At 66.1% G+C, this 21,389-nt stretch carries 18 protein-coding genes; 8 read left to right on the plus strand and 10 right to left on the minus strand.

Annotated features, from left to right (window positions below):
• Positions 1-83 precede the first annotated feature (83 nt).
• From gyrB to dnaA, 6 genes are all read right to left on the minus strand, one after another.
• Positions 84-2,093, minus strand: coding sequence for a DNA topoisomerase (ATP-hydrolyzing) subunit B (gyrB, locus tag A4X17_RS02295; RefSeq protein ID WP_064294034.1), 2,010 nt, complete (start codon positions 2,091-2,093; stop codon positions 84-86).
• Positions 2,094-2,216: 123 nt separating this feature from the next.
• Entirely contained in the window at positions 2,217-2,741 is a 525-nt protein-coding gene (locus A4X17_RS02300) for a DUF721 domain-containing protein (RefSeq protein WP_064294035.1), read from the minus strand.
• On the minus strand, positions 2,734-3,963 hold the full coding sequence (gene recF, locus A4X17_RS02305; RefSeq protein WP_064294135.1) for a DNA replication/repair protein RecF: 1,230 nt from the start codon (positions 3,961-3,963) through the stop codon (positions 2,734-2,736). The genes A4X17_RS02300 and recF overlap by 8 nt, the downstream gene beginning before the upstream one ends.
• Before the next feature lie 160 nt (positions 3,964-4,123).
• The gene (gene gnd / locus A4X17_RS02310) at positions 4,124-5,014 is read right to left on the minus strand and encodes a phosphogluconate dehydrogenase (NAD(+)-dependent, decarboxylating) (RefSeq protein WP_064294036.1); all 891 of its coding nucleotides are present in this window, start codon (positions 5,012-5,014) and stop codon (positions 4,124-4,126) included.
• 17 nt (positions 5,015-5,031) lie between these two features.
• Positions 5,032-6,183, minus strand: a complete 1,152-nt coding sequence (dnaN, locus tag A4X17_RS02315; RefSeq protein WP_064294037.1) for a DNA polymerase III subunit beta — start codon at positions 6,181-6,183, stop codon at positions 5,032-5,034.
• A gap of 468 nt (positions 6,184-6,651) precedes the next feature.
• A complete protein-coding gene (gene dnaA, locus A4X17_RS02320; protein ID WP_064294038.1) occupies positions 6,652-8,073 on the minus strand; it encodes a chromosomal replication initiator protein DnaA in 1,422 nt (473 codons plus the stop codon).
• A gap of 327 nt (positions 8,074-8,400) precedes the next feature.
• Here dnaA and rpmH point away from each other — a divergent pair, with 327 nt between their 5' ends.
• The 8 genes from rpmH (at position 8,401) to A4X17_RS02355 (ending at position 15,556) form a co-directional block, all read left to right on the plus strand.
• Positions 8,401-8,538, plus strand: a complete 138-nt coding sequence (gene rpmH / locus A4X17_RS02325; protein WP_056010217.1) for a 50S ribosomal protein L34 — start codon at positions 8,401-8,403, stop codon at positions 8,536-8,538.
• A 7-nt stretch (positions 8,539-8,545) separates the two neighbouring features.
• Positions 8,546-8,908 carry a ribonuclease P protein component gene (rnpA, locus tag A4X17_RS02330; RefSeq protein ID WP_064294039.1) on the plus strand — a complete coding sequence of 121 codons (363 nt, stop codon included), beginning with the start codon at positions 8,546-8,548 and terminating at the stop codon, positions 8,906-8,908.
• Positions 8,905-9,216, plus strand: coding sequence for a membrane protein insertion efficiency factor YidD (gene yidD, locus A4X17_RS18800; protein WP_079003764.1), 312 nt, complete (start codon positions 8,905-8,907; stop codon positions 9,214-9,216). The genes rnpA and yidD overlap by 4 nt, the downstream gene beginning before the upstream one ends.
• 9 nt (positions 9,217-9,225) lie before the next feature.
• A complete protein-coding gene (yidC, locus tag A4X17_RS02335; protein WP_064294040.1) occupies positions 9,226-10,209 on the plus strand; it encodes a membrane protein insertase YidC in 984 nt (327 codons plus the stop codon).
• Positions 10,210-10,217: 8 nt separating this feature from the next.
• On the plus strand, positions 10,218-10,721 hold the full coding sequence (locus A4X17_RS02340; protein ID WP_064294041.1) for a R3H domain-containing nucleic acid-binding protein: 504 nt from the start codon (positions 10,218-10,220) through the stop codon (positions 10,719-10,721).
• Between the two features lie 30 nt (positions 10,722-10,751).
• Positions 10,752-11,393, plus strand: coding sequence for a 16S rRNA (guanine(527)-N(7))-methyltransferase RsmG (gene rsmG, locus A4X17_RS02345; protein ID WP_064294042.1), 642 nt, complete (start codon positions 10,752-10,754; stop codon positions 11,391-11,393).
• 2,202 nt (positions 11,394-13,595) lie between these two features.
• Positions 13,596-14,498 carry a ParA family protein gene (locus tag A4X17_RS02350; RefSeq protein ID WP_276207400.1) on the plus strand — a complete coding sequence of 301 codons (903 nt, stop codon included), beginning with the start codon at positions 13,596-13,598 and terminating at the stop codon, positions 14,496-14,498.
• Positions 14,498-15,556 (plus strand): ParB/RepB/Spo0J family partition protein, encoded by a 1,059-nt coding sequence (locus tag A4X17_RS02355; RefSeq protein ID WP_064294044.1) that lies wholly within the window; start codon positions 14,498-14,500, stop codon positions 15,554-15,556. Before A4X17_RS02350 ends, A4X17_RS02355 begins: the two co-directional genes overlap by 1 nt.
• Before the next feature lie 269 nt (positions 15,557-15,825).
• Here the strand turns inward: A4X17_RS02355 and trxA are convergent, their stop codons facing one another.
• The 4 genes from trxA to A4X17_RS02375 all read right to left on the minus strand — a co-directional run bounded on the left by trxA (position 15,826) and on the right by A4X17_RS02375 (position 21,302).
• Positions 15,826-16,146 carry a thioredoxin gene (gene trxA / locus A4X17_RS02360; RefSeq protein ID WP_064294045.1) on the minus strand — a complete coding sequence of 107 codons (321 nt, stop codon included), beginning with the start codon at positions 16,144-16,146 and terminating at the stop codon, positions 15,826-15,828.
• A gap of 45 nt (positions 16,147-16,191) precedes the next feature.
• Complete coding sequence (gene trxB / locus A4X17_RS02365; RefSeq protein ID WP_064294046.1) at positions 16,192-17,202, minus strand: thioredoxin-disulfide reductase; 1,011 nt, start codon at positions 17,200-17,202, stop codon at positions 16,192-16,194.
• Positions 17,203-17,353: 151 nt separating this feature from the next.
• The gene (gene murJ, locus A4X17_RS02370; RefSeq protein ID WP_064294047.1) at positions 17,354-18,970 is read right to left on the minus strand and encodes a murein biosynthesis integral membrane protein MurJ; all 1,617 of its coding nucleotides are present in this window, start codon (positions 18,968-18,970) and stop codon (positions 17,354-17,356) included.
• A complete protein-coding gene (locus A4X17_RS02375) occupies positions 18,963-21,302 on the minus strand; it encodes a DUF6049 family protein (protein ID WP_064294048.1) in 2,340 nt (779 codons plus the stop codon). Before A4X17_RS02375 ends, murJ begins: the two co-directional genes overlap by 8 nt.
• Positions 21,303-21,389 lie beyond the last annotated feature (87 nt).

Below are 21,389 nucleotides of genomic sequence, written 5' to 3' on the forward strand. Positions count from 1 at the left end.
GAGCTTGTCGAAGGGCCTGTTTGGTGCGAGGTGGATCACTTCGACAAGCTCAGTGACCGGTGGATGAGGGTGGTTCGTGCCACTCAGATGTCGAGGAAGCGGACGTCTTTCGCGTTCTTCTGGATGAAGGTCCGGCGGGACTCCACGTCTTCGCCCATGAGCGTGGAGAAGATCTCATCGGCAGCCGCGGCGTCGTCGAGGGTGACCTGGAGGAGCGTCCGCGTCTGCGGGTCCATCGTGGTCTCCCACAGCTCCTTGTAGTTCATCTCGCCGAGACCCTTGTAGCGCTGGATCCCGTTCTCCTTCGGGATGCGCTTGCCCGAGGCGACACCGTCGGTGAGGAGGGCGTCGCGTTCGCGGTCGCTGTACACGTACTGGTGGTCGGCGTTCGACCACTTCAGGCGGTAGAGCGGCGGCTGCGCGAGGTACACGTATCCGAGGTCGACGAGCGGGCGCATGTAGCGGAACAGGAGGGTCAGCAGCAGCGTCGTGATGTGCTGGCCGTCGACGTCGGCGTCGGCCATCAGCACGATCTTGTGGTACCGCACTTTGTCGGGGTTGAAGTCCTCACCGATGCCGGCACCGAAGGCCGTGATCATGGCCTGGACCTCGTTGTTCGCGAGGGCGCGGTCGAGGCGTGCCTTCTCGACGTTGAGGATCTTGCCACGGAGCGGGAGGATCGCCTGGGTCTCCGGGTTGCGACCCTGCACGGCGGAGCCGCCTGCGGAGTCACCCTCGACGATGAAGATCTCGGACAGCGACGGGTCCTTCGACTGGCAGTCCTTGAGCTTGCCGGGCATGCCGCCACCCTCGAGGAGGCCCTTGCGGCGGGCCGTCTCGCGCGCCTTGCGGGCGGCGAGTCGAGCGGTCGCGGCCTGCAGCGCCTTCCGGATGATCTCCTTGGCCTGGTTGGGGTTGCGGTCGAACCAGTCGTTGAGCTGCTCGCTGACGACCTTCTGCACGAACGCCTTCGCCTCGGTGTTGCCGAGCTTGGTCTTCGTCTGGCCCTCGAACTGCGGCTCGGAGAGCTTGACGGAGATGACGGCCGTGAGGCCCTCGCGGACGTCGTCGCCGGAGAGGTTGTCGTCCTTCTCCTTGAGGATGCCCTTCTCACGTGCGTAACGGTTCACGAGCGTGGTGAGCGCGGCACGGAACCCTTCTTCGTGGGTGCCGCCCTCGTGCGTGTTGATCGTGTTCGCGTAGGTGTGGACGCTCTCGTTGTACGCCGTGGTCCACTGCATCGCGACCTCGAGCGCGATCTTGCGCTCGGTGTTCTCCGACTCGAAGGAGATGATCTCGTCGTGGACGAGCTCGGCGCGCTTGGCCTTGTTCAGGTACTCGACGTAGTCCTCGAGACCGCGCTCGTAGAAGAAGACGTCCTTGCGCTGCGAGTGGGCCGCCGAGTTGTCGTCGACGTCGTCGGCCTCGATGGCGTCGCGCAACGGGCGCTCGTCGGCGAGCTCGATACGGAGGCCCTTGTTGAGGAACGCCATCTGCTGGAAGCGGGTCCGCAGCGTCTCGTAGTCGAACTCCGTCGTCTCGAACGTCTCGGCGCTCGGCCAGAAGGTGATCGTGGTGCCCGTCTCGGAGGACGGCTCGTCCTCGTGGAGCGGGGCGTCGGGGACACCGTGCTGGAAGCTCTGGCGCCAGACCGAACCCTGACGACGGACCTCGACGGAGAGGCGCGTGGACAGTGCGTTGACGACGGACGAACCGACGCCGTGGAGCCCACCGGAGACCGCGTACCCGCCGCCGCCGAACTTGCCGCCGGCGTGCAGGATGGTCAGGACGACCTCGACGGTCGACTTCTTCTCCACCGGGTGGATGTCGACCGGGATGCCTCGACCGTTGTCGATGACGCGGACGCCGCCGTCCTCCAGGATGGTCACGAGGATCGTGTCGCAGTAGCCGGCGAGGGCCTCGTCCACGGAGTTGTCGACGATCTCGTAGACCAGGTGGTGCAGACCACGTGGACCGGTGGACCCGATGTACATACCGGGCCGCTTCCGGACGGCTTCGAGACCTTCGAGAACCTGGATGGCACTTGCGCCGTAATCAGAGTCTTGGGCGTGCGTGTTGGGTTCTGATGTCATAGGAAAAGAGGGCTCCAAACCGTCGAGATTCGACCGTTCCATCCTACCAAACAGACCCCGTGAAGCCGCGAGAAAACGCCCGTTTGAGGCGCTTTTCCATGCCCGGAGGCCGTATTTGCCTCCCTAGCCGTAAGTATCGCGTGGACCACGCCCTGGGATCGACCTGGGGCCTCTTTTCCAGGAGGGTGCTCCGGGGCCCTGGAAACGGATCGTGTCGACGCCGGCGTCGGGATAGCGTTCGGCGATGCGGACGAGGATCTCGTGGCGCATGTGTCGCAACTGTGTCGCCCAGGCCGTCGACTGGCATTGGACGAGCAGGACGCCGTCCGCGATCGACACCGGTTCGGAGTACCTGGCGGTGTCCTCGCCGCACAACTCCGCCCAGTTCCCGAGGACCTCGTGTTGGGCGAGTGGCGAGTTCCACCCGAGTCCGGCGGTCAGCGAATCGATGACCGTCCCGAGGCCCTTGGGGTCGCGTCCGACTCCGTACGGCACCGAGTCCTGCGGCCCCTCGGCCGAGCGTTCCCGGCGCTTGCGATCACGGGAGACCCGTTCGCCGCCGAAGATCTCCTTGAACCGGAGGTACACCGTGGCGGACAGTTCCCCCGCAGGGTCGGCGTCCCGTCCGAGTCGCCGCGGCTCAGTCATGCGTCGACTCCGTGGTGAGCGGCTCGTTCACTGGGCCGGCCGCCTCGTCCGGACCGTCCACGATCCGTCCGGCTTCGATGCGCACGACGTGCGCGGTGAACCGTTCGGGGACGTCGTCGAACACGGCCGCGGTGATGATGACCTGGTCGTACTCCGCGACCGCGGCCGCGAGGCGTTCCCGGCGACGTGCATCGAGCTCGGCGAAGACGTCGTCGAGGATGAGCACCGGATCGCCGAGGGACGAGTCGGCCCGGAGGAGTTCGGCAGAGGCGAGTTTTGCGGCGAGCGCGAACGACCACGATTCACCGTGGCTCGCGTAGCCCTTGACCGGCAGCCCGTTGAGACCGAAGAACACGTCGTCGCGATGCGGTCCGACGAGCGTCAGGCCGCGCTCGAGTTCGGCCGACCGACGCTGCGCGAGCGCCGCACGGAACCGTTCCGCGATGCGCGCAAGATCGACGGGTGCGCCAGGTTCGACACCCTCCGTCGGATCAGCCGCTGCCGACTCGTCCTCGGCGTCGGTGCCGGCGATACTGAGCACGGGCAGGAGGACCGGTCGGTGATCGTCGCCGGCCACGGCCTCGTACGCGGCACGCAGTGGCCCACCGAGCATGGCCAGGAGCTGCAGACGTTCGGCGATGATCTCCGTGCCGTACTGCACGAGTCGGTCGTCCCAGAGGTCGAGCGTCGCCAGGGGACCGGATTTCAGCCCACGCGCCCTCGCCGACTTGAGGAGGGAGTTCCGCTGCTTCAGGGAGCGGTCGTAGTCGGCCATCACGCCGGCCAGGCGAGGGATCCGCTGCACGAGGAGCTGGTCGATGAACCGCCGGCGCGCCGACGGGTCGCCTCGGACGATCAGGAGGTCCTCCGGGGCGAACAGCACGGTGGACACGTACCGCGGCAGTTCGCGCGGCTTGATCTGGGACCGGTTCACCTGGGCGCGGTTGGCCGAACCCCGGTTGAGCTGCACCTCGGCGAGCAGCTCACGACCGTCGTGCACGATGCGCGCCCTGATGATCGCCGCGTCTGCACCGTGTCGGATGAGTGCCTGTTCGGAGGAGACCCGATGGGACCCGAGGCTGCTGAGGTATCCGATCGCCTCGACGAGGTTGGTCTTGCCCTGGCCGTTGCGACCCACGAACAGGTTGGGTCCGGGTTCGAGCGCCACGTCGACCACCGCGTAGTTGCGGTAGTCGGTGAGATTCAAGTGCCGCACGATCACCACGTCACCCTACCGCCTCGCCCTGACGCCGAACGGGTCGGGGCGCCGTCGGACGTCCGAGCGCGCCCGTCACGACGACGCAGGGTGAACGAAATCGACCCTCCAGCGAAGCGGAATGCTCCGGGAGGGTCGATTTCGTTCGTCAGGAGACGTCGTGTCGTCAGTCGTCGGCCTTCTTGACCGCGTGTCCGCCGAACTGGTTGCGGAGTGCGGCGACCGCCTTCATGGCCGGCGAGTCCTCCTGGCGCGACACGAAGCGCGCGAAGATCGAGGCCGAGATGGTCGGGACGGGCACCGCGTTCGCGATGGCCTCCTCGATCGTCCAGCGACCTTCACCCGAATCCTCGACGTAGCCCTCGATCTGCTCGAAGTCCGGGTCTTCCTCGAGGGCGCGGACGAGGAGCTCGAGCAGCCAGGACCGCACGACGGTGCCGCGCTGCCAGGCCTTGAACGTGCCGGGGACGTCCTTGATGATGTCCTCGCGCTTGTCGAGGAGCTCGAAGCCCTCGGCGTACGCCTGCATGAGCGCGTACTCGATGCCGTTGTGCACCATCTTCGCGTAGTGGCCGGCGCCGACCTCTCCGACGTGGACGAAGCCCTCATCGCGCGGGCCCTCGGGGCGCAGGGCGTCGAAGACGGGCATGACCCGCTCCACCTGCTCCTTGGAACCGCCGACCATGAGGCCGTAGCCGTTGTCGACACCCCAGACACCGCCGGAGACGCCGGCATCGATGTAGTCGATGCCCTTCGCCGACAGCAGTTCAGCGTGCTTGAAGTCGTCCGTGAAGCGGCTGTTGCCGCCGTCGATGATCAGGTCGCCGGCCTCGAGCAGGCCGTTCAGCTCCTCGACGACGGAGTCGGTGATGGCCCCGGCGGGGACCATGACCCAGACCGTGCGAGGTGCCGGGAGCGCAGCGACGAGGTCGCTGATCGTCGCGACGTCGGTGACATCGGGGTTCCGGTCGAAACCGGTGACCTCGATGCCGTTCGCACGCAGACGCGTGCGCATGTTGTTGCCCATCTTGCCGAGACCGACGAGACCGATGTGCATGGAGGATCCTTTGCGTGTCAGCGCAGCAGCAGGTTCGGCTGCAGCAGGTACTTGTAACTGTCGGCACCCGGCTGATCCTTGGAGGATTGGCTCGTGATGAGCATGGGTCCCGGCTTGTTCGTGTTCTCCGTCTTCGTGAACGAGAACCGCACGTACTCGCTCCGGACCGCGGTCAGACCGTCGATCAGGAACTGCGGCTTGAGGGAGAGCACGATGTCGTCGCCGGTGAGGAGGGCGTCGATGCCCTCGGATGCCTGCGCCTGCTCGGATCCGACGGCCTCGAGCGTGAGGCCGTCGATGGTGAAGGTGAAGCGGAGGGCCGCTTCGCGCTCGAGGACGAGCGACATACGCCTGGTCGCCTCGATGAGTTCCGCCGTGTTGATGATCGCGTAGTTGTCGGTCGTCTCGGGGAAGAGCCGCTTGACCGGCGGGAAGTTGCCCTTGATCAGCAGCGAGGTGACCGTCTTGCGGTCTGCCCGGAACGCGATGAGCTCGCGGTCGTCGCGATTCGTGATCGCGACGTTGATGTTGCCGCTGTGGCCGAAGGTCTTGCCGACCTCCTGGAGGGTGCGGGCCGGCACCAGGGCCGTGATCGTCTCGCTGGAACCGTCGCCCTGGCCCGAGTCCCAGTCGATCTCGCGGACCGCGACGCGGTAGCGGTCGGTCGCGACGAGGCTGAGGCTCGTCTTGGAGACCTCGAGTTGCACGCCGGTGATGACGGGGGTCACATCGTCGCGGCTTGCGGCGACAGCGACCTGGCTCACTGCGGTGGCGAACTCGTCGGCGGGCACGAGGCCGAAGTCGGCGTCGACCTGCGGGATCGTCGGGTACTCCTCGACGGGCATCGATCCGAGCGTGAACCGGGCAGAGCCACAGGTGACCTCGATGCGGTTCTCGACCTTGCTGAACCGGACAGGCGCGTTCGGAAGGCGGCTGGCGATCTCCGAGAGCAGTCGGCCGTTGACGAGTGCCGTGCCGGCCTCCTCGACCTCGGCCGCGATGCCGGTCTGGCTGGAGACCTCGTAGTCGAAGGAGGACAGGATGAGTCCGTCGTCACCGGCTTCGATGAGGATGCCGTTCAGGATCGGCAGCGTCGGGCGCTGCGGGAGCAGCTTCACTGCGAACGAGACGGCTTCGCTGAATACATCCCGGTTGACGCTGAATCGCACGACAAGTCCCCTGTCTCTGGCTCTCGATGACGTCACCAATGCTAGTGGGTCTGCTTCCGGGGTCGAGTGGGACGAGGTGCTGTGGAGAAGCGAGCCTGGGGAAAGGTTGTTTGGCGGAGAGATCATTGAATTAACGGTTAACAGTCTTAACCGGTGTGGAAACTGTGGATAAGTCCGCCGAACCCGCTCGAACACAGGGAACTACATGTGTGTAACTTGGTGGTGGCCTGTGGAGAGAACGACACGAGGGTGTGGGACGCGAAGGTCGGTGAATGATGTTCACTCACAAGCCCGCCCGGAGCTTCCACATCTCTCCACAGGTTATCCACAGGGCTGCGACGGCGGAATGTGGAGAGATCGGTCGCGCATCCTGTCGTCGAATGAGCGCTCGTCGTCGCCTGATAAACGAAATCGGCCCCTCGAGCGCACCGAGTGCGTCGAGGGGCCGGAAACGTTCACCAGGACGCGTCAGGCGCCGTAGCGGAGGTTCTGCTTGATGCGGCTCGTGAGCTCGGTCACCTGGTTGTAGATCGAGCGCTTCTCCTGCATGAGGTCGGTGATCTTCCGGTTGGCGTACATGACCGTCGTGTGGTCCCGGTTGCCGAACAGCTGACCGATCTTCGGGAGTGAGAGGTTCGTGAGCTCGCGACAGAGGTACATCGCGATCTGACGCGCCGTCGCCACGGCCTGCGACCGGCTTGAGCCGTACAGGTCGTCGACAGAGAGCTTGAAGTAGTCGGCCGTCGTGTTGATGATGTCGATCGGCGAGATGACGTTGTCGTCGTCGAGGCTGATGACGTCCTTCAGCACCGTCTGGGCCAAGGTCATGTCGACAGCGGTCCGGTTCAGGCTCGCGAACGCGACGACCCGGATGAGCGTGCCCTCCAGCTCACGGATGTTGCTCGACACCTTGGTGGCGATGAACTCCAGGACCTCGTCCGGGATGTGCAGCTTCTCGTTCTGCGCCTTCTTGCGCAGGATCGCGATGCGCGTCTCGAGGTCGGGAGCCTGGACGTCGGTGATGAGTCCCCACTCGAAGCGGGAACGCATCCGCTCTTCGAAGCCCGTGAGGGCCTTCGGCGGCAGGTCGCTGGTGATGACCACCTGCTTGTTGTGATCGTGCAGGGTGTTGAAGGTGTGGAAGAACGCCTCCTGCGTCTCCGCCTTGCCCTGGAGGAACTGGATGTCGTCGATCAGCAGGATGTCGATGTCGCGGTACCGCGACTGGAAGAACGAGCCGCGGTTGTTGGCGATCGAGTTGATGAAGTCGTTCGTGAACTCCTCGCTCGACACGTACCGGACGCGGATCCCCGCGTAGAGGTTCATCGCGTAGTGGCCGATGGCGTGGAGGAGGTGGGTCTTGCCGAGCCCGGAGTCGCCGTACACGAACAGCGGGTTGTAGGCCTTGGCCGGCGCTTCGGCCACGGCGACCGCGGCCGCGTGCGCGAACCGGTTGGACTGACCGATGACGAAGTTGTCGAAGCTGTACTTCGGGTTGAGTCGGGTGTCGTTCTCGCGAGCCGGAAGCGTGGGCGTCGGGGTCAGCTGCGGCTGCGGTGACTCGAGCGGTGCCGGGTCGATGTGCTGGAAGCCGGTCTGCTCGTACCGTTCCTCGACGATGTCGGGGTTGACGACGATCGCGTAATTGCCGACGGGACCGCCGTCGACGATGGAAGCGAGTGCAGCGAGGATCGGTGCCCGCATGCGCTGGTTGAGCATGCCCATCGTGAACTCGTTGGGCACCTCCAGGTAGAAGGTGCCGCCCATGATGCCCTTGGGGACGATGAGGTTGAGGAACCCGCGGAGCGGCGGGGTGATGCGGTCGTCGACGGAGAGGATCTCGAGCACCGATTGCCAGGTCTCAGCGATCGCATCGTCGGCGTCCGACATAGTTCTCCCCACACATACTCACAGGTTCATCCACAGGCTCTCCCCTGAGTATTCGGGGCTGAGCGCGGTGCTATCCACACGCTGTGCATAACCCGAGGGCTTACGCTAACAAGACGTCGCCCCAGTCCCAAATCACTGTACGGCCGCCCTGCGTGTCACTGCTACAATTTCTGAGAATCCTGTGGATAATCATTCGTTTGGGCGCCGCTGGTTTGACCTTCGCGCGAGTAGACCGTAGGTTTAATCAGTTGACTTCTGCCCACGGGCACCCTTCCGTACCCTGCTGCCACCTGTGCAGTGGTGGGTCATGATCCGGAGATCGTAATTATGAGCAAGAGAACCTTCCAGCCGAACAACCGTCGTCGCGCCAAGAAGCACGGCTTCCGTCTGCGCATGCGCACGCGTGCCGGCCGCGGCATCCTGTCGGCTCGTCGCGCCAAGGGCCGCACCGAACTCTCCGCGTAGAGCCGTCGTGCTCGAGCGTGCGAGCCGGATCACGTCCGGCGACGACTACCGAGGGGTAGTTCGTCGCGGGTCCCGGTTCGTCGGCGAGCATACGGTCACGTACGTACGCATGAACCCGAAGGGCGGACAGCCGCGCTTCGGGTTCATCGTTGCGAAAACGGTCGGAAACGCAGTGACCCGCAATCTCGTCAGACGTCGCTTGAAGGCCATCTGCCACGACAGCGTCGTTCACGCTGCCCGCGGCGCTGACGTGGTCATCCGTGCGCTGCCGACTGCAGCGACGGCGCCGTTCGCCTCGCTCCATGCCGAGGTCGATCGAGCCTTCGCCAAACGCGGTGTGACCGCCGAGACTGCGGACACGCACCGATGAACGGCGTCCTCGCTGCCACCTGCCTCGCGCCCCGCAATGCTGCGGTGCTGGCGCTTCGCGGGTATCGCGCCGCGATCTCCCCGTTGTACGGCGACGTCTGCCGGTATTACCCCAGCTGTTCCGCGTACGCTCTGGGAGCGGTGCAGCAACACGGTGTCGTCGTCGGTTCGGCGATGGCAGCGGCCCGCATCGCGAGATGCCACCCCTGGGCAGCACCTCGTTTCGACGAGGTACCACCCAAGAAGAACTTCCGGTACAGCGTCACTTCTCACGGATTTGTCGTGCAACCGAGCCACGGAAAGGGCTGACCCGCACCTATGGACATCATCGGCACAATTCTCTGGCCGCTCAAGTGGGCGGTCGAGCTGCTCCTCGTGGGCTGGCACCTGCTGTGGACGGCCATCGGACTCGACCCCGCGGCCGGTCTCACCTGGGTCCTCTCGATCGTCGGGCTCGTCCTCGTCGTCCGTGCCGCCCTCATCCCGCTGTTCATCAAACAGATCAAGAGCCAGCGCAAGATGCTCGAGATCGCGCCGCAGATGAAGAAGGTGCAGGAGAAGTACAAGGGCAAGCGCGACCAGGCCAGTCGCGAGGCGATGTCCCGCGAGACGATGGAGCTGTACAAGAAGCACGGCACCTCCCCCGTCAGCGGATGTCTGCCGCTGCTCGTCCAGATGCCGATCTTCTTCGCCCTGTTCTCCGTGCTCAACGACGCCCAGAAGAGCAAGGCCGGGGTCGGCCCCCTGAACGAGACCCTCGCCGTGCAGTTCGGTGACGCGAACCTGTTCGGGATCGCTCCGCTGCACACGAGCATGCAGGCGGCACTCGCCGGTAACCCGGTCAACTGGGCGGTCGTCATCATCGCCGCCGTCATGGTCATCCTCATGTGCGCCTCGCAGTTCATCACGCAGCTGCAGATCGTGTCGAAGAACATGTCGGCCGAGACGAAGGCCAGCCCGCAGTTCAAGCAGCAGCGGATCCTCCTGTACATCCTGCCGTTCGTGTTCCTCTTCTCCGGCTTCGCCTTCCCGCTCGGCGTCATGTTCTACTGGCTGACGTCCAACGCATGGACGATGGTGCAGCAGTTCCTCGTCATCCGGAACATGCCCACCCCTGGTTCCGACGCTGCGAAGGCTCGTGAGGAGCGTCTCGCACGGAAGGGCAAGCTCATGACGCCGAACGGCGACGTCATCTCGATCTCCGAGGCGCCGGTACCCGAGAAGAAGACCCCGACGCAGCGCCAGCAGCCCATGGGCAAGGCGCGTGCGAAGAAGCAGCAGACCGACGGACGAGACAAGTAGGAGTATCGGTGACTGACCAGGAACTGGCCCCGGCCCAGGACGAAGCACCCACCATCACGCAGCTCGAAGAAGAGGGCGACGTCGCAGCGGACTACATCGAGGAGTTCCTCGACATCTGCGACATCGATGGCGACATCGACATCGATGCCCGCAATGGTCGTGCGTACGTGTCGATCGACTCCCCCACGGAGAGTAACCTGCGTCTCCTGTCGCGTCCCGACACGGTCAACGCGCTGCAGGAGCTGACCCGCCTGGCTGTTCAGAACCGTACCGGTGGCTTCTCCCGGCTCATCCTCGACATCGGCGGATCTCGCGAAGCGCGTCAGCAGGAGCTCGGCGCCCTCGTGGAGCGAGCGGTCGAGCGCATCGAGGCCGGTTCCACCGAGGCGGCACTCCCCCCGATGTCGAGCTACGAGCGCAAGCTCGTCCACGACATCGTGTCGGCTCGCGGCTTCGTGTCCGAGTCGCACGGCGAAGGCCGGGACCGTCACACCGTCATCACGCGCGGCTGACGCGGCCTGATCGTTTCACGTGAAACTGCGATGACTGACGTGCCTGCAGGACTCGAACCGGAACCGGCGGAAGCAGCGGAGTTGTTCGGCGACCGGATCGATGTCGGTCGTGCCTTCGCCGCGAACCTGGCGGAGTTCGGTGAGCCTCTCGGGCTGATCGGGCCCCTGGAACTTCCGCGTCTGTGGACGCGCCACATCCTCAACAGCGTGATCGTGGCACCGCTCCTTCGTGCCGGGCGAGTCGGCGACGTCGGCACAGGCGCGGGGCTGCCTGGACTGGTGCTCGCGATTGCGCGGCCAGATGTCGAGTTCGTCCTCATCGAACCGATGGAACGTCGGGTCGCCTGGCTCAACGACCAGGTCCGCGTCCTCGGGCTCGAGAACGTCACCGTCGTGCGAGCGCGCGCTGAGGAGGTTCGCCTCGATGAGCCCCTCGACCAGGTGACCGCGCGCGCGGTCAGTGCGCTGCGCAAGTTGCTCCCCCTCACCGCTCCCCTGCTTCGGGATGGCGGAGAGCTGGTCCTCATGAAGGGCGCCGGCGCGCAGGCGGAGGTCGACGCGTCGACCAAGGAGCTTCGCAAGTACCGGGTCTCCGGCGTCGAGGTTCGAACGCTTGGTGAGGGTGTTCTCGCGGAGCCGACCCGAGTCATCGTGGGAACCGTTCGCGCCTGAGGTCGGTCGGGAGCGCCCGGGCCTCCGTGAGGGGCGCCGCAGACGGTATCGGTCGGCTTGTGAGCCCTCGGGAGAATGGCTCCTGACGAACCGGCCCGGAATATGCGGCCAGTTTAACGGTCCTGAGTTCGTCAGGAACGATTCTCCGGTCCATTCGGACACGAATCCGGCGCGCTGGGCGGGCTGGATTCGAGTGTTTTCTGACGTTTGTCAGCCCTGGGGTCTCTGGTATCTCATATATTTCCTTCTTTGGCCGGTCATCCCCTTCCTGTGACGCGGGGTCGGCACGGCCACTGGCGGGCGGCGATGCTCTACGCTCCGCCGATCGTCCCACCCAGACGTCGATACTTGACGCGGTGGCTGACCGTCCGACCGCCCCTTCGGAGATGACGGCCGAGTGTGGGTGGCAATTGTTAACCTCCCAGGTTGGTGATCCGGGCGTGCTGGTCAGGGATCTGCGGCCTTCGTTCGAAGTCCGGGTAGGCCCGCGAGTTCGTCCTTGGTTGCAGGGAAGATGCGTCGCCCCATCCCGCACGTTTGACTGACTCGCGGTGGTTCATCGCGTGGCGGATGGTGCCGTCGGGCCCCTGCGGCGAGGTGCGCATTCCGCCAGTTCCTCAGGTGCTTGCGGGCTGACTGGTGCCCGGCCGCCGGCAGACTCACGTCCGCCGGCGGGTTGGTGTTGGCTGAAGTGCTGGGAGAACCGCCGCACGGGAGGTCGGGGATGGTTGGGCTGGTGCTATCGCCTGCGTCGGAGGCGCCCCGCTCTCGGAGGTTCTGGCGTCGAGCGACGCGGTCAGATCCGAGCAACCTGCTGCTCCCCCCGGTGCTGTACTTGGCCGGGCGGTGACGTGCGCTGCGCAGAGGCCAGTCGGCGTGACGACGTGTCGAGGTGCGCCGGCACTTCGGAGGTCGTGCTCGTGACTCCTTTCGGCCTGGACGGAGTAGGCGTGCTACCGATTGACGATGCATCACTTTGCGCGCCGAGCCGGCTTCGGTAGAGGGTGCTCAGTGCCTGAAGGTTGAGATTGCACGACGTTTCACGTGGAACGTGGAAGGATCCCACTCGCTGGGGCTCCTCGTTCTCAGAAGTGGTTCGTATCGGACAGGAAGTCGTGTACTCAGTTCTCTCAGTAGGTACGCTCCCGAGGGAGGCGGTCGTGGTTGGATCGGCTCCGTGTTCGATGTTTCACGTGGAACATGAGTCACAAGCGTTTCCCGCGTTGCTGTAGCGCGGTGGTGGTCATCAGTGGAGTTCGACGAGCACCACGCGCGGTCGCCGGCTGGCTCGCGCTCAAGGTCACACTCATCCGTTGCGTTGATCCTGTCGAGAGTGTTTCACGTGAAACAGCGGTCGAGTGCGGCGTTTCGAGTGCGGGGCTGGAAAACGGTTGTGTAATGTCGCGCCGCTATCGCTCCCCCTCGTGTCGTGTCAAGCCGGTGAGGCGAGTGGCGGGCTGTGGCCAGAGGCCGTAGGGGTGCCAACCGATGCGAGCCGTTGGGTGGCTCGGCGTGCGCCACACCTTGGTTTCACGTGAAACGCTGGCGCGGACTCGTGCCAGTCGCACGGTGGTCCCCCGTGCAGCGTGTGGGGATGACGCCTGTGGATAACTCTGTGGACAGTTCTCGAGCGCAACCGCAGAAATTGGTGGTCTCTCGGAAAGACGCGGGCTCCAATCCGTACACCACCACCCTGTGGCCAACGCGCGCTGGGGCAGGAGCCCAGACCTGCCGGAGCCGGAGTGCGGCGTTCGGGTCCGAACTTCCGCGGAAAGACGCGGATCTCTGCCCGATCGCGGAGGGATCTCCCCCATGGTTGTCAACACACGTCCGCTGGGCTCGTCTCGGGTCGATCGGACCAGCATCGACCTCCACGCGCGAAGCGCACGCGGTTGCGCGGGATCGCGCGTACCGTTGCCCTGTGGATAACCCTGTGGGAGATGGAGGGCGGGGTGTCCCTGCTGGGCACCATTCGAGGCGTTCGATGAGATGCGGGTGTCGCGAAACGGCGCTCTGAGGCTGGCATGCGTACGCACTTCCCCCGAGCACGCTCGGAGATCGCTCCCCCGGCGTCAGCCCACGCTGGTACGGTTGAACTACACGTTTCGAGCGAGAAGGTTTCACGTGAAACAACCCGAACCAACGCATTCCGCGGCTCCCGAGCGCGACTCCGTTGGTAGCGCCTTCGACGCGTCCACGCCGTTGGCTCGCGAGCTCCATCATCTGACTGAGAGGCGTAAGGCCTTGGCTCACGCAACCCTGCCGACGCCCGACCACACTCGGGTCTTCACGGTCTCCAACCAGAAGGGTGGGGTCGGCAAGACGACGACCACTGTCAACATCGGCGCCGCCCTCGCCCGTTCGGGCGCTCGTGTCCTCGTGATCGATCTGGATCCCCAGGGGAACGCGTCCACCGCACTCGGCGTTGAGCACCACTCCGACGTCCCGAGTGTCTACGACGTCCTGATCGACGACTTCCCCCTGGCCGATGTCGTCCAGCAGAGCCCCGAGTTCCCCACGCTGTTCTGCGCTCCCTCGACGATCCATCTCGCCGGTGCGGAGATCGAGCTCGTTTCACAGGTAGCCCGCGAGCATCGACTCCGGACGGCCCTCGAACAGTTCATCCAGGATGCCGATGAGCCGTTCCACTACGTCTTGATCGATTGCCCACCGTCCCTCGGACTCCTCACGATCAATGCCTTCGTTGCGGCCAAGGAGGTGCTCATCCCCATCCAGTGCGAGTACTACGCGCTCGAGGGATTGAGTCAGCTCCTCAGCAGCATCCAGCTGATCCAGCGGCACCTGAACCCAGGGCTCGCCGTCAGCACCATCCTCCTGACGATGTACGACGGGCGCACCAACCTTGCGCAGCAGGTGGCTCAGGACGTCCGAGACCATTTCACCGGGCAGGTCCTCGAGTCCGTCATCCCACGAGCGGTGCGTATCTCCGAGGCGCCCAGCTTCGGACAGAGCGTCATCAGCTACGACCCCACGTCGCTCGGCGCGGTGTCCTATCTCGAAGCAGCGGCGGAGATCGCCAACCGATGGGCCGCAGGCTCCTCCGATACACCCGATACGAACCACCCTGAGGGAGTCAGTCACTGATGGCAACGAAACGAACTGGACTCGGTCGCGGGATCGGTGCACTCATTCCGACGACGAGTTCAGACTCGCAGGCGAACCGTCCCGTCGATGTCTTCTTCCCCGACAACCAGGGCACTGCCCGCAAGGCGGCGAAGGATGCTGCGACTGCAGCCGCGGACGCCGCCGCAGCAGAGGCCGCGGCAGCCGACGCCCCCACTGGCCCGGACGCCGCTGCTACGACGGCAGATGGACCGCAGCTCGTGGCCGTTCCCGGTGCCCGTCTGGCGTACCTCTCCCCCGAACTCATCGTGCCGAACGCCAACCAGCCGCGCACGGTCTTCGATGAAGACCACCTCGCGGAACTGGTCACGAGCATCCGTGAGGTCGGCGTCCTGCAGCCGATCGTTGTCCGTCCGATCCCTGGCGACGACGAACGATACGAACTCATCATGGGTGAGCGGCGTCTTCGAGCCTCGAAGGAGGTAGGTCTCGACCGCATCCCCGCGATCATCAAGGACACCGCCGACGAGGAGATGCTGCGCGACGCGCTGCTCGAGAACCTCCACCGCTCAGAACTGAATCCGCTCGAGGAGGCTTCTGCCTACCAGCAGCTCCTGGCCGACTTCGGAATCACCCAGGACGAGCTTGCCAACCGCATCGGGCGGTCCCGCCCGCAGATCAGCAACACCATCCGCCTGCTCAAGCTGCCGGCGGCCGTGCAGCAGCGCGTTGCTGCCGGTGTGCTGAGCGCTGGACACGCCCGAGCCATCCTGTCGCTGACCGATCCTGAGGCACAGCAGCGCCTGGCCGACAAGATCGTGAACGAGGACCTGTCCGTCCGCGCGGCCGAGGCTGCTGCGGCTCAGGGTGTTCAGGCGAAGAAGCCGCGTCCGATCGCCGGATCGCGACGCGGCCAACTCGATGAGATCGCAGACCGTCTCGGCGACCGTTTGAACACCCGCGTGAAGGTGACCCTCGGTGCGAAGAAGGGCCAGATGGTCGTGGAGTTCGCCACCATCGCCGATCTCAACCGGATCCTGAGCGAGCTTGGCGAGTCGGGCTTCGGGCAGTCCTCCTGAGGTTGTTTCACGTGAAACATGGGTTGCTCGGCGCTGAGTTCCCCGCACCCTTTGACAAGCTCAGGGACCGAGATGGTGGGTTTTCAAGCTTGACAGGCGGTCGCCCCATCGCGGTCGTTGAGCTTGTCGAAGTACCACAGACACGCTCTGTGTGATTTGGGAATCCCTGGTCAGGAGGCAATTCACTGTGTTTCACGTGAAACACCGCGATAACGAAGAACCGCCCGACTCGGATGAGCCGGGCGGTTCGGTGGTTTAGAAAAACCTGATCAGGCGAGGAAAGCTGCGAGATCCTTCTCGAGTGCGGCCTTCGGCTTCGCGCCGATGACGGTCTGCACGACTTCGCCGCCCTTGAAGACCTTCATCGCGGGGATGGAGGTGATCTGGTACTTCATGGCGAGGTTCGGGTTCTCGTCGACGTTCAGCTTGAGAACGGTGATCTTGTCGCTGTTCTCGGAGCCGATCGTGTCGAGGATCGGGCCGACCGCGCGACACGGACCGCACCAGGCGGCCCAGAAGTCGACGAGGACGGGCTTGTCGCTGTTGATGACCAGTTCGTCGAACGTGGCCTCGGTGACTGCATCTGACATGAGTGTTCTCCTTCGTGGTGGCCAGGCCGACAGCCTGGCCGTCGATCAAACGGTGGTGGTGAGCACGGGGTCGGCCGGCTGCGGACGACCGGCCGTCTGTGCTTCGCCGATGGCGGACGCTTCCCCAGCAGCCTGCTCGAGGTCTGCGAGATAGTGCTCCGCGTCGAGGGCGGCGATGGTGCCGCTGCCGGCGGCGGTGATGGCCTGTCGGTACGTGGGGTCGATGACGTCGCCCGCGGCGAAGACGCCGGGCAGGTTGGTCTTCGACGAGCGGCCCTTGACGGCGATCGTGCCCTCGGGGGCCAGCTCCAGTTGGCCGTGGATGAGGTGCGTCCGCGGGTCGTTGCCGATCGCGATGAACAGGCCACCGAGCGGCAGGTGGGTCTCCGTGCCGTCGGTCGTCGAGCGCAGCGTCACGCCGTCGACCGCGTCGGCACCGGTGATGCCGACGACTTCGCTGTTCCAGATGAACTCGATCTTCTCGTTCGCGAAGGCTCGGTCCTGCATGATCTTCGACGCGCGGAGGGTGTCCTTGCGGTGGATGACGTAGACCTTCGACGCGAACCGCGTGAGGAAGGTGGCCTCCTCCATGGCGCTGTCGCCGCCACCGATGACAGCGATCGTCTTCTCCTTGAAGAAGAAGCCGTCGCAGGTGGCGCACCAGGACACACCGTGGCCGGAGAGTCGCTCTTCGTCGTGCAGACCGAGCTTGCGGTAGGCGGAGCCGGTGGCGAAGATCACGGTGTGTGCCTCGTGAACCTGTCCGTTGCCCAGGGTGACCGTCTTGACGTCGCCGTCGAGCTTGAGCTCGGTGACGTCGTCGTAGAGGACCTCGGTGCCGAACCGCTCCGCCTGCTCCTGGAGCTTCATCATGAGCTCGGGGCCCTGGATGCCCTCGGGGAAGCCGGGGAAGTTCTCGATCTCGGTGGTGTTCATGAGCTCGCCGCCGGCCTCGACCGATGACGCGACGAGCAGCGGCTGCAGCGAGGCGCGGGCAGCGTAGATCGCCGCCGTGTAGCCGGCGGGTCCTGATCCGATGATGATGACCTGACGCACGATGCTCCTCAGTGGTTCGTGGGCTCCCGGACCAGGTGGGTTCCGGGGTTCCGAGTGGTGTAACACATCCTAACCGGCCGCTATTCCGCTCCCCCAGGGCCCTCGGGCAGCTCTCAGTCGGGGTGCGTGGGGTGGTGCCGACGCGTGCGCGTCAGCGCCCGAATCGGGCGAGGACGGGCGCCAAGGCAGCCTTGAGCTCCGGCGTGCGCAGGAGGGCGAGCACCGCGAGGTACACGGCGGCCATCACCGCCCCGACGACGGCCATGGTGACGATAGCGCCGGGGATCGTGGCGGTCGGGAACCCCTCTTCGCTGACACCGCCGAGCAGCAGCAGCACGACGACGCCGACCACGGCCGCAGGCACGGCGGCGGCGATGAACCGCACCAGGCTCAGGACGATGCGTCGGCCGTCGAGACCCCCGAGCCGGCGCCGGAGCAGCAGTGCGGCGACCACGGTCTGTGCGACGCACGCGATCGTGATGGCGAGCGCGACGCCGGCACCCACCAGATGCGGTGGGAGGACCAGGAGCACGATCAGCGCCAGGAGGACGAACAGGAGGGTCTGGAACAGGGTGAAGAAGAAGGGCGTCTTCGTGTCTCCGAGGGCGTAGAAGGCGCGCTGGAGGACGAAGAGGATGCAGAAGGGGACGAGTCCGATCACAAAGGCGATGATGATGCCACCCATCGCCTGCGCCTGCTCGAACGTCTCGGCGAAGACGCTCCCGAATGGCACGGCGACCACCATGATGACGGCCACTGCGAGCACGATGAGGACGCTCACGACGCGGATGGCCCCGGAGATGTCGGCCTGCAGTCGCTGGATGTCCCGTCCGCGCTCGCGTGTGCCCTGCGCGTGCTCGCTCATCCGCGTGAAATAGGCCGTCGCGATCGAGACGGTGATGATCGAGTGCGGGAGCATGAAGATCAGCCAGGCGTAGTTGAGGATCGCGACCGAGGGCCCCTGATCGCTCACGGAGGCGACGATCTGGGTCTCGACGATCCCGGCACCGGTCGTCAGGAGCAGCATGCCGAAGGTCCAGCTCGCGATTCGTCCGGTGGCCCGGAGGCCGACGCCTCGCCATTGGAAGTCCGGTCGGAAACGCAGTCCGGCCCGACGCCAGAACAGCATGAGGAAGGCGGCCTGGACGACGACGCCGAGGGTGGCGGACCCTGCGAGGAGCACCGTTCGACCGTCGGTCCACTCGCTGACCGCGAGGTCGCCGCTGCCGTACAGCGTGATGAAGGCGATCAGCCCGGCGATCGCGATGACGTTGTTGAGCACCGGTGCCCAGGTGAACGGTCCGAACATCTTGCGTGCGTTCAGGACCTCCCCGAGGACGGTGTAGAGCGCGTAGAACAGGATCTGCGGGAGACACCAGTAGGCGAACGCCGTCGCGAGCGCGAATTGATCAGGCGACAGCGTCGCGGCGACGATGAACACGAATACGGGTGCGAGCAGGGTGATGAGCGCGGTGGCCCCGCCGATGAAGACGAGGGTGATGGTGACGAGCTTGTTGATGTACGCGTTGCCACCGTCGGCATGGATCCCCGCACGGACGATCTGCGGCACGAGCACGGCGCTGAGCACGCCGCCACCGATGATGACGTAGATCGTGTTCGGGAGCTGGTTGGCGATCGCGAAGGTGTCACCGATGACCAGGACGCCGATGGCCTGAGCCACGAGGATCGCTTTGACGAAGCCGAGCAGTCGGGAGACGAGGGTTCCCGAGGCGAGGAGCGCGCTCGCCCTGCCGATGCCGTCAGCCATTCGTCTCCTGTCGTCCGGGTGACGACTCTACCGGGGGCTCATCGCCCGGGGGCTGACCGCTGTCCGGAGCAGCTGCGGGGGCGGCGGAGGAGGCACCCGAGCCGCGTCGCTTGGCTCGTCGGCTCAGCACCATGCGGACCACGCCGCTGACGAACAGCAGGGTGACGAGCAGGGCGAGGACGACGGCACCGATGCCCTCCCAGTCGGCGCGGACGTTCACGCCCACGAAGGACTGGTCACCGATCGCCTGCCCGCTGGTGCTGAAGAGTTGCAGCCGGAGGGTGACGTCGCCGTTACCGATCTGCGACTGCACGGGGATGAGCACGGTGGCTCGCGAGTCCGCGGCGATCTCCTGTGTCACGGAACCGGAGATGCTCAACCGACCGTTGCTCGGTGAGGCCTCCATGACCACGGTGACGGGATAGGGCAGGTCGTTGCGAACGGCGAACGGCAGGGACACCTCGCCGCCGACCATGTTGATGCGACTGCTGTCGGTGACGCGTACCGATGCGAGGACCGTGTCCGTCCGTTCCTGCTGCGCGGTGACCGCCGATCCCCAGGCGTCCTCCGCACGCAGCCAGCCGGCCGCGAGGCTGGAGAGCAGGGTGGCGCGTTCCCGTCCGGTCAGCAGCTCGGGTTCGTCGAGCACCGAGGAGAAGGCGGTGACGTCCTGTTCCTCGTCGAGGAGGACCTGCGCGTCGGACACGCGTTCGCTGTCGGGTGTCATCGCCCCGAGCGTCGCCACCGACGGGGGTTCGGCGAGCGTCGCCGCCAGGGAGGTCTGCGCCGTGGCCGGCAGGGAGCGGAGCGCGTTCACGGTCTCACCGAGGGCTGGGAGGGTCGCGTCCACTCCCCGAGGCAGCACGGCGACGACCGTTCCGCCCGACGAACCCTCCGTGCCGATGGCGGCCGCCCGGGCGTTCACGTCGGCGATGGCGCTCTCGAACGCGGCGTCCGTCGTGGCGGCGGCGGCGTCCCCCAGCGACTCGGCGAGGCCGTGGTCGGCGAGCAGCGTCTGCGACGCGCCGATCGTCGCCGAGGCGCGCACGGTCTGTCCGGTGTCGGTCGTGTTCGCGGAGTCGAGCATCGTGACCGTTCCGCCCGACGCGGCGAAGACGGCGAGATCCGCATCGGTCACCGCGCCTCCCGCCCACACGATGCTGGGGAGCGAGTAACTCCAGTTGAGGAGCTCGTCCATCGTCGGGACGGTCGGCACCGCCTGGCCGGGCGTCTCGGAGGGGCTCGGTGTGGGTGTCGGTTCCTCCGAGGGAGTGGCTGCCGCCGATGGGTCGGAGGACGTGGCCGTCGAGGAGCCGGCCTGCGGAGTCGGCTGGACGTCGTCGGGCCCGGTGGTCGGCGACCCGGTCGGGGTGGGCGTCTCGGTCGGCTGCACGACGGGGAAGTCGGCGACGTTCAAGGCGAAGGAGAACGAGCTCGGGGTCAGCAGTCGATCGAGGCCGGCCTCGGCCTGCACGGCGGGTTCGGCGTCGCCGTACTGGAGCGCGAAGGTCTCGTTGGGTGCGGCCTTGAGGCGGGCGAGCCAGGCGACGGCGCTCTCCGGAGCGCGCGTGCCGAGCGCGCGGACGGACGCGATGATGCGAGGGTCGATCCCGAGCGCGATCTGCTCGCCGAAGAGTGCGTCGAGCTGCGTCGTGAGCGCACCGTCGTCGGCCGTGAGCTCGGTGAGTTCGTCCGCATCGAGGAGTCCGCCGTAGCTGAGCGGCACGGTGAGCGGGGCCACGAGCGCGACGGTGGCGGACGTGGGCTGGCCCTGCGCCCGCCAGACGAGCGCCGTCCGACCTCCGGCCGCCGTGTCGCCCGCGACGTAGCCGGCTGAGACGCCGTAGGAGCCCCACGCGTCGGTGTCGTCGAAGCCCAGCGCCGGAGGAGTGAAGTCGAGCCCGCTGACGACGTACTGCTGTCCGGCGATGAGCTCGGGGATGTCGATCGTCCGCACCACGGTGGTGCCGGCGGGGGTCGCGGCCGCGTCCGCCCCGGTCGTGTCGAGCCACGCGTCGAGCGCCGCCGTGCCGGTGATCCTCGCAGTGGTGACCGCCACGGACACGGAGCCGGCGGGGAGATCGGCGTCGGTGCCGTTCGTGAGCGTGATGCCGAACGAGGTGAGGGACGAGGGTTCGACCGCTCCCCCGTCGCTCGGGCTCACCTCGACGGACACGAGGCCGTCGGGAGTCGATGCCGTGTTCGCGCTCAGCTCGGGCGAGGCGATCGCGCTGGAACCCGTGGACCAACCGCCGGCGGACACCACGGCGAACGACAGCGCGGCTGCTGCGAGGGCGCTGAGGAGGCGTGGGCGGTGGCGGTGGCGTGTCATGGGCGGTGGGGACGGTCCGCTCGGGCGGAGCCGTCCGGTGACGATTGTACGGGGGCCTCCCAGTCGAACCTGGGTGCTGGTGTCCTG

It is taken from the genome of Plantibacter sp. H53, from assembly GCF_001650455.1.
Classification (GTDB): Bacteria; Actinomycetota; Actinomycetes; order Actinomycetales; family Microbacteriaceae; genus Plantibacter; species Plantibacter flavus_A.

Bases quoted from the DNA above. Each gene is read 5' to 3' on its own strand.
- gyrB (WP_064294034.1), bottom strand. From the start codon at position 2,093: ATGACATCAGAACCCAACACGCACGCCCAAGACTCTGATTACGGCGCA.
- A4X17_RS02300 (WP_064294035.1), bottom strand. From the start codon at position 2,741: ATGACTGAGCCGCGGCGACTCGGACGGGACGCCGACCCTGCGGGGGAA.
- gnd (WP_064294036.1), bottom strand. From the start codon at position 5,014: ATGCACATCGGTCTCGTCGGTCTCGGCAAGATGGGCAACAACATGCGC.
- dnaA (WP_064294038.1), bottom strand. From the start codon at position 8,073: ATGTCGGACGCCGACGATGCGATCGCTGAGACCTGGCAATCGGTGCTC.
- rpmH (WP_056010217.1), top strand. From the start codon at position 8,401: ATGAGCAAGAGAACCTTCCAGCCGAACAACCGTCGTCGCGCCAAGAAG.
- yidD (WP_079003764.1), top strand. From the start codon at position 8,905: ATGAACGGCGTCCTCGCTGCCACCTGCCTCGCGCCCCGCAATGCTGCG.
- yidC (WP_064294040.1), top strand. From the start codon at position 9,226: ATGGACATCATCGGCACAATTCTCTGGCCGCTCAAGTGGGCGGTCGAG.
- rsmG (WP_064294042.1), top strand. From the start codon at position 10,752: ATGACTGACGTGCCTGCAGGACTCGAACCGGAACCGGCGGAAGCAGCG.
- A4X17_RS02355 (WP_064294044.1), top strand. From the start codon at position 14,498: ATGGCAACGAAACGAACTGGACTCGGTCGCGGGATCGGTGCACTCATT.
- trxA (WP_064294045.1), bottom strand. From the start codon at position 16,146: ATGTCAGATGCAGTCACCGAGGCCACGTTCGACGAACTGGTCATCAAC.
- murJ (WP_064294047.1), bottom strand. From the start codon at position 18,970: ATGGCTGACGGCATCGGCAGGGCGAGCGCGCTCCTCGCCTCGGGAACC.
- A4X17_RS02375 (WP_064294048.1), bottom strand. From the start codon at position 21,302: ATGACACGCCACCGCCACCGCCCACGCCTCCTCAGCGCCCTCGCAGCA.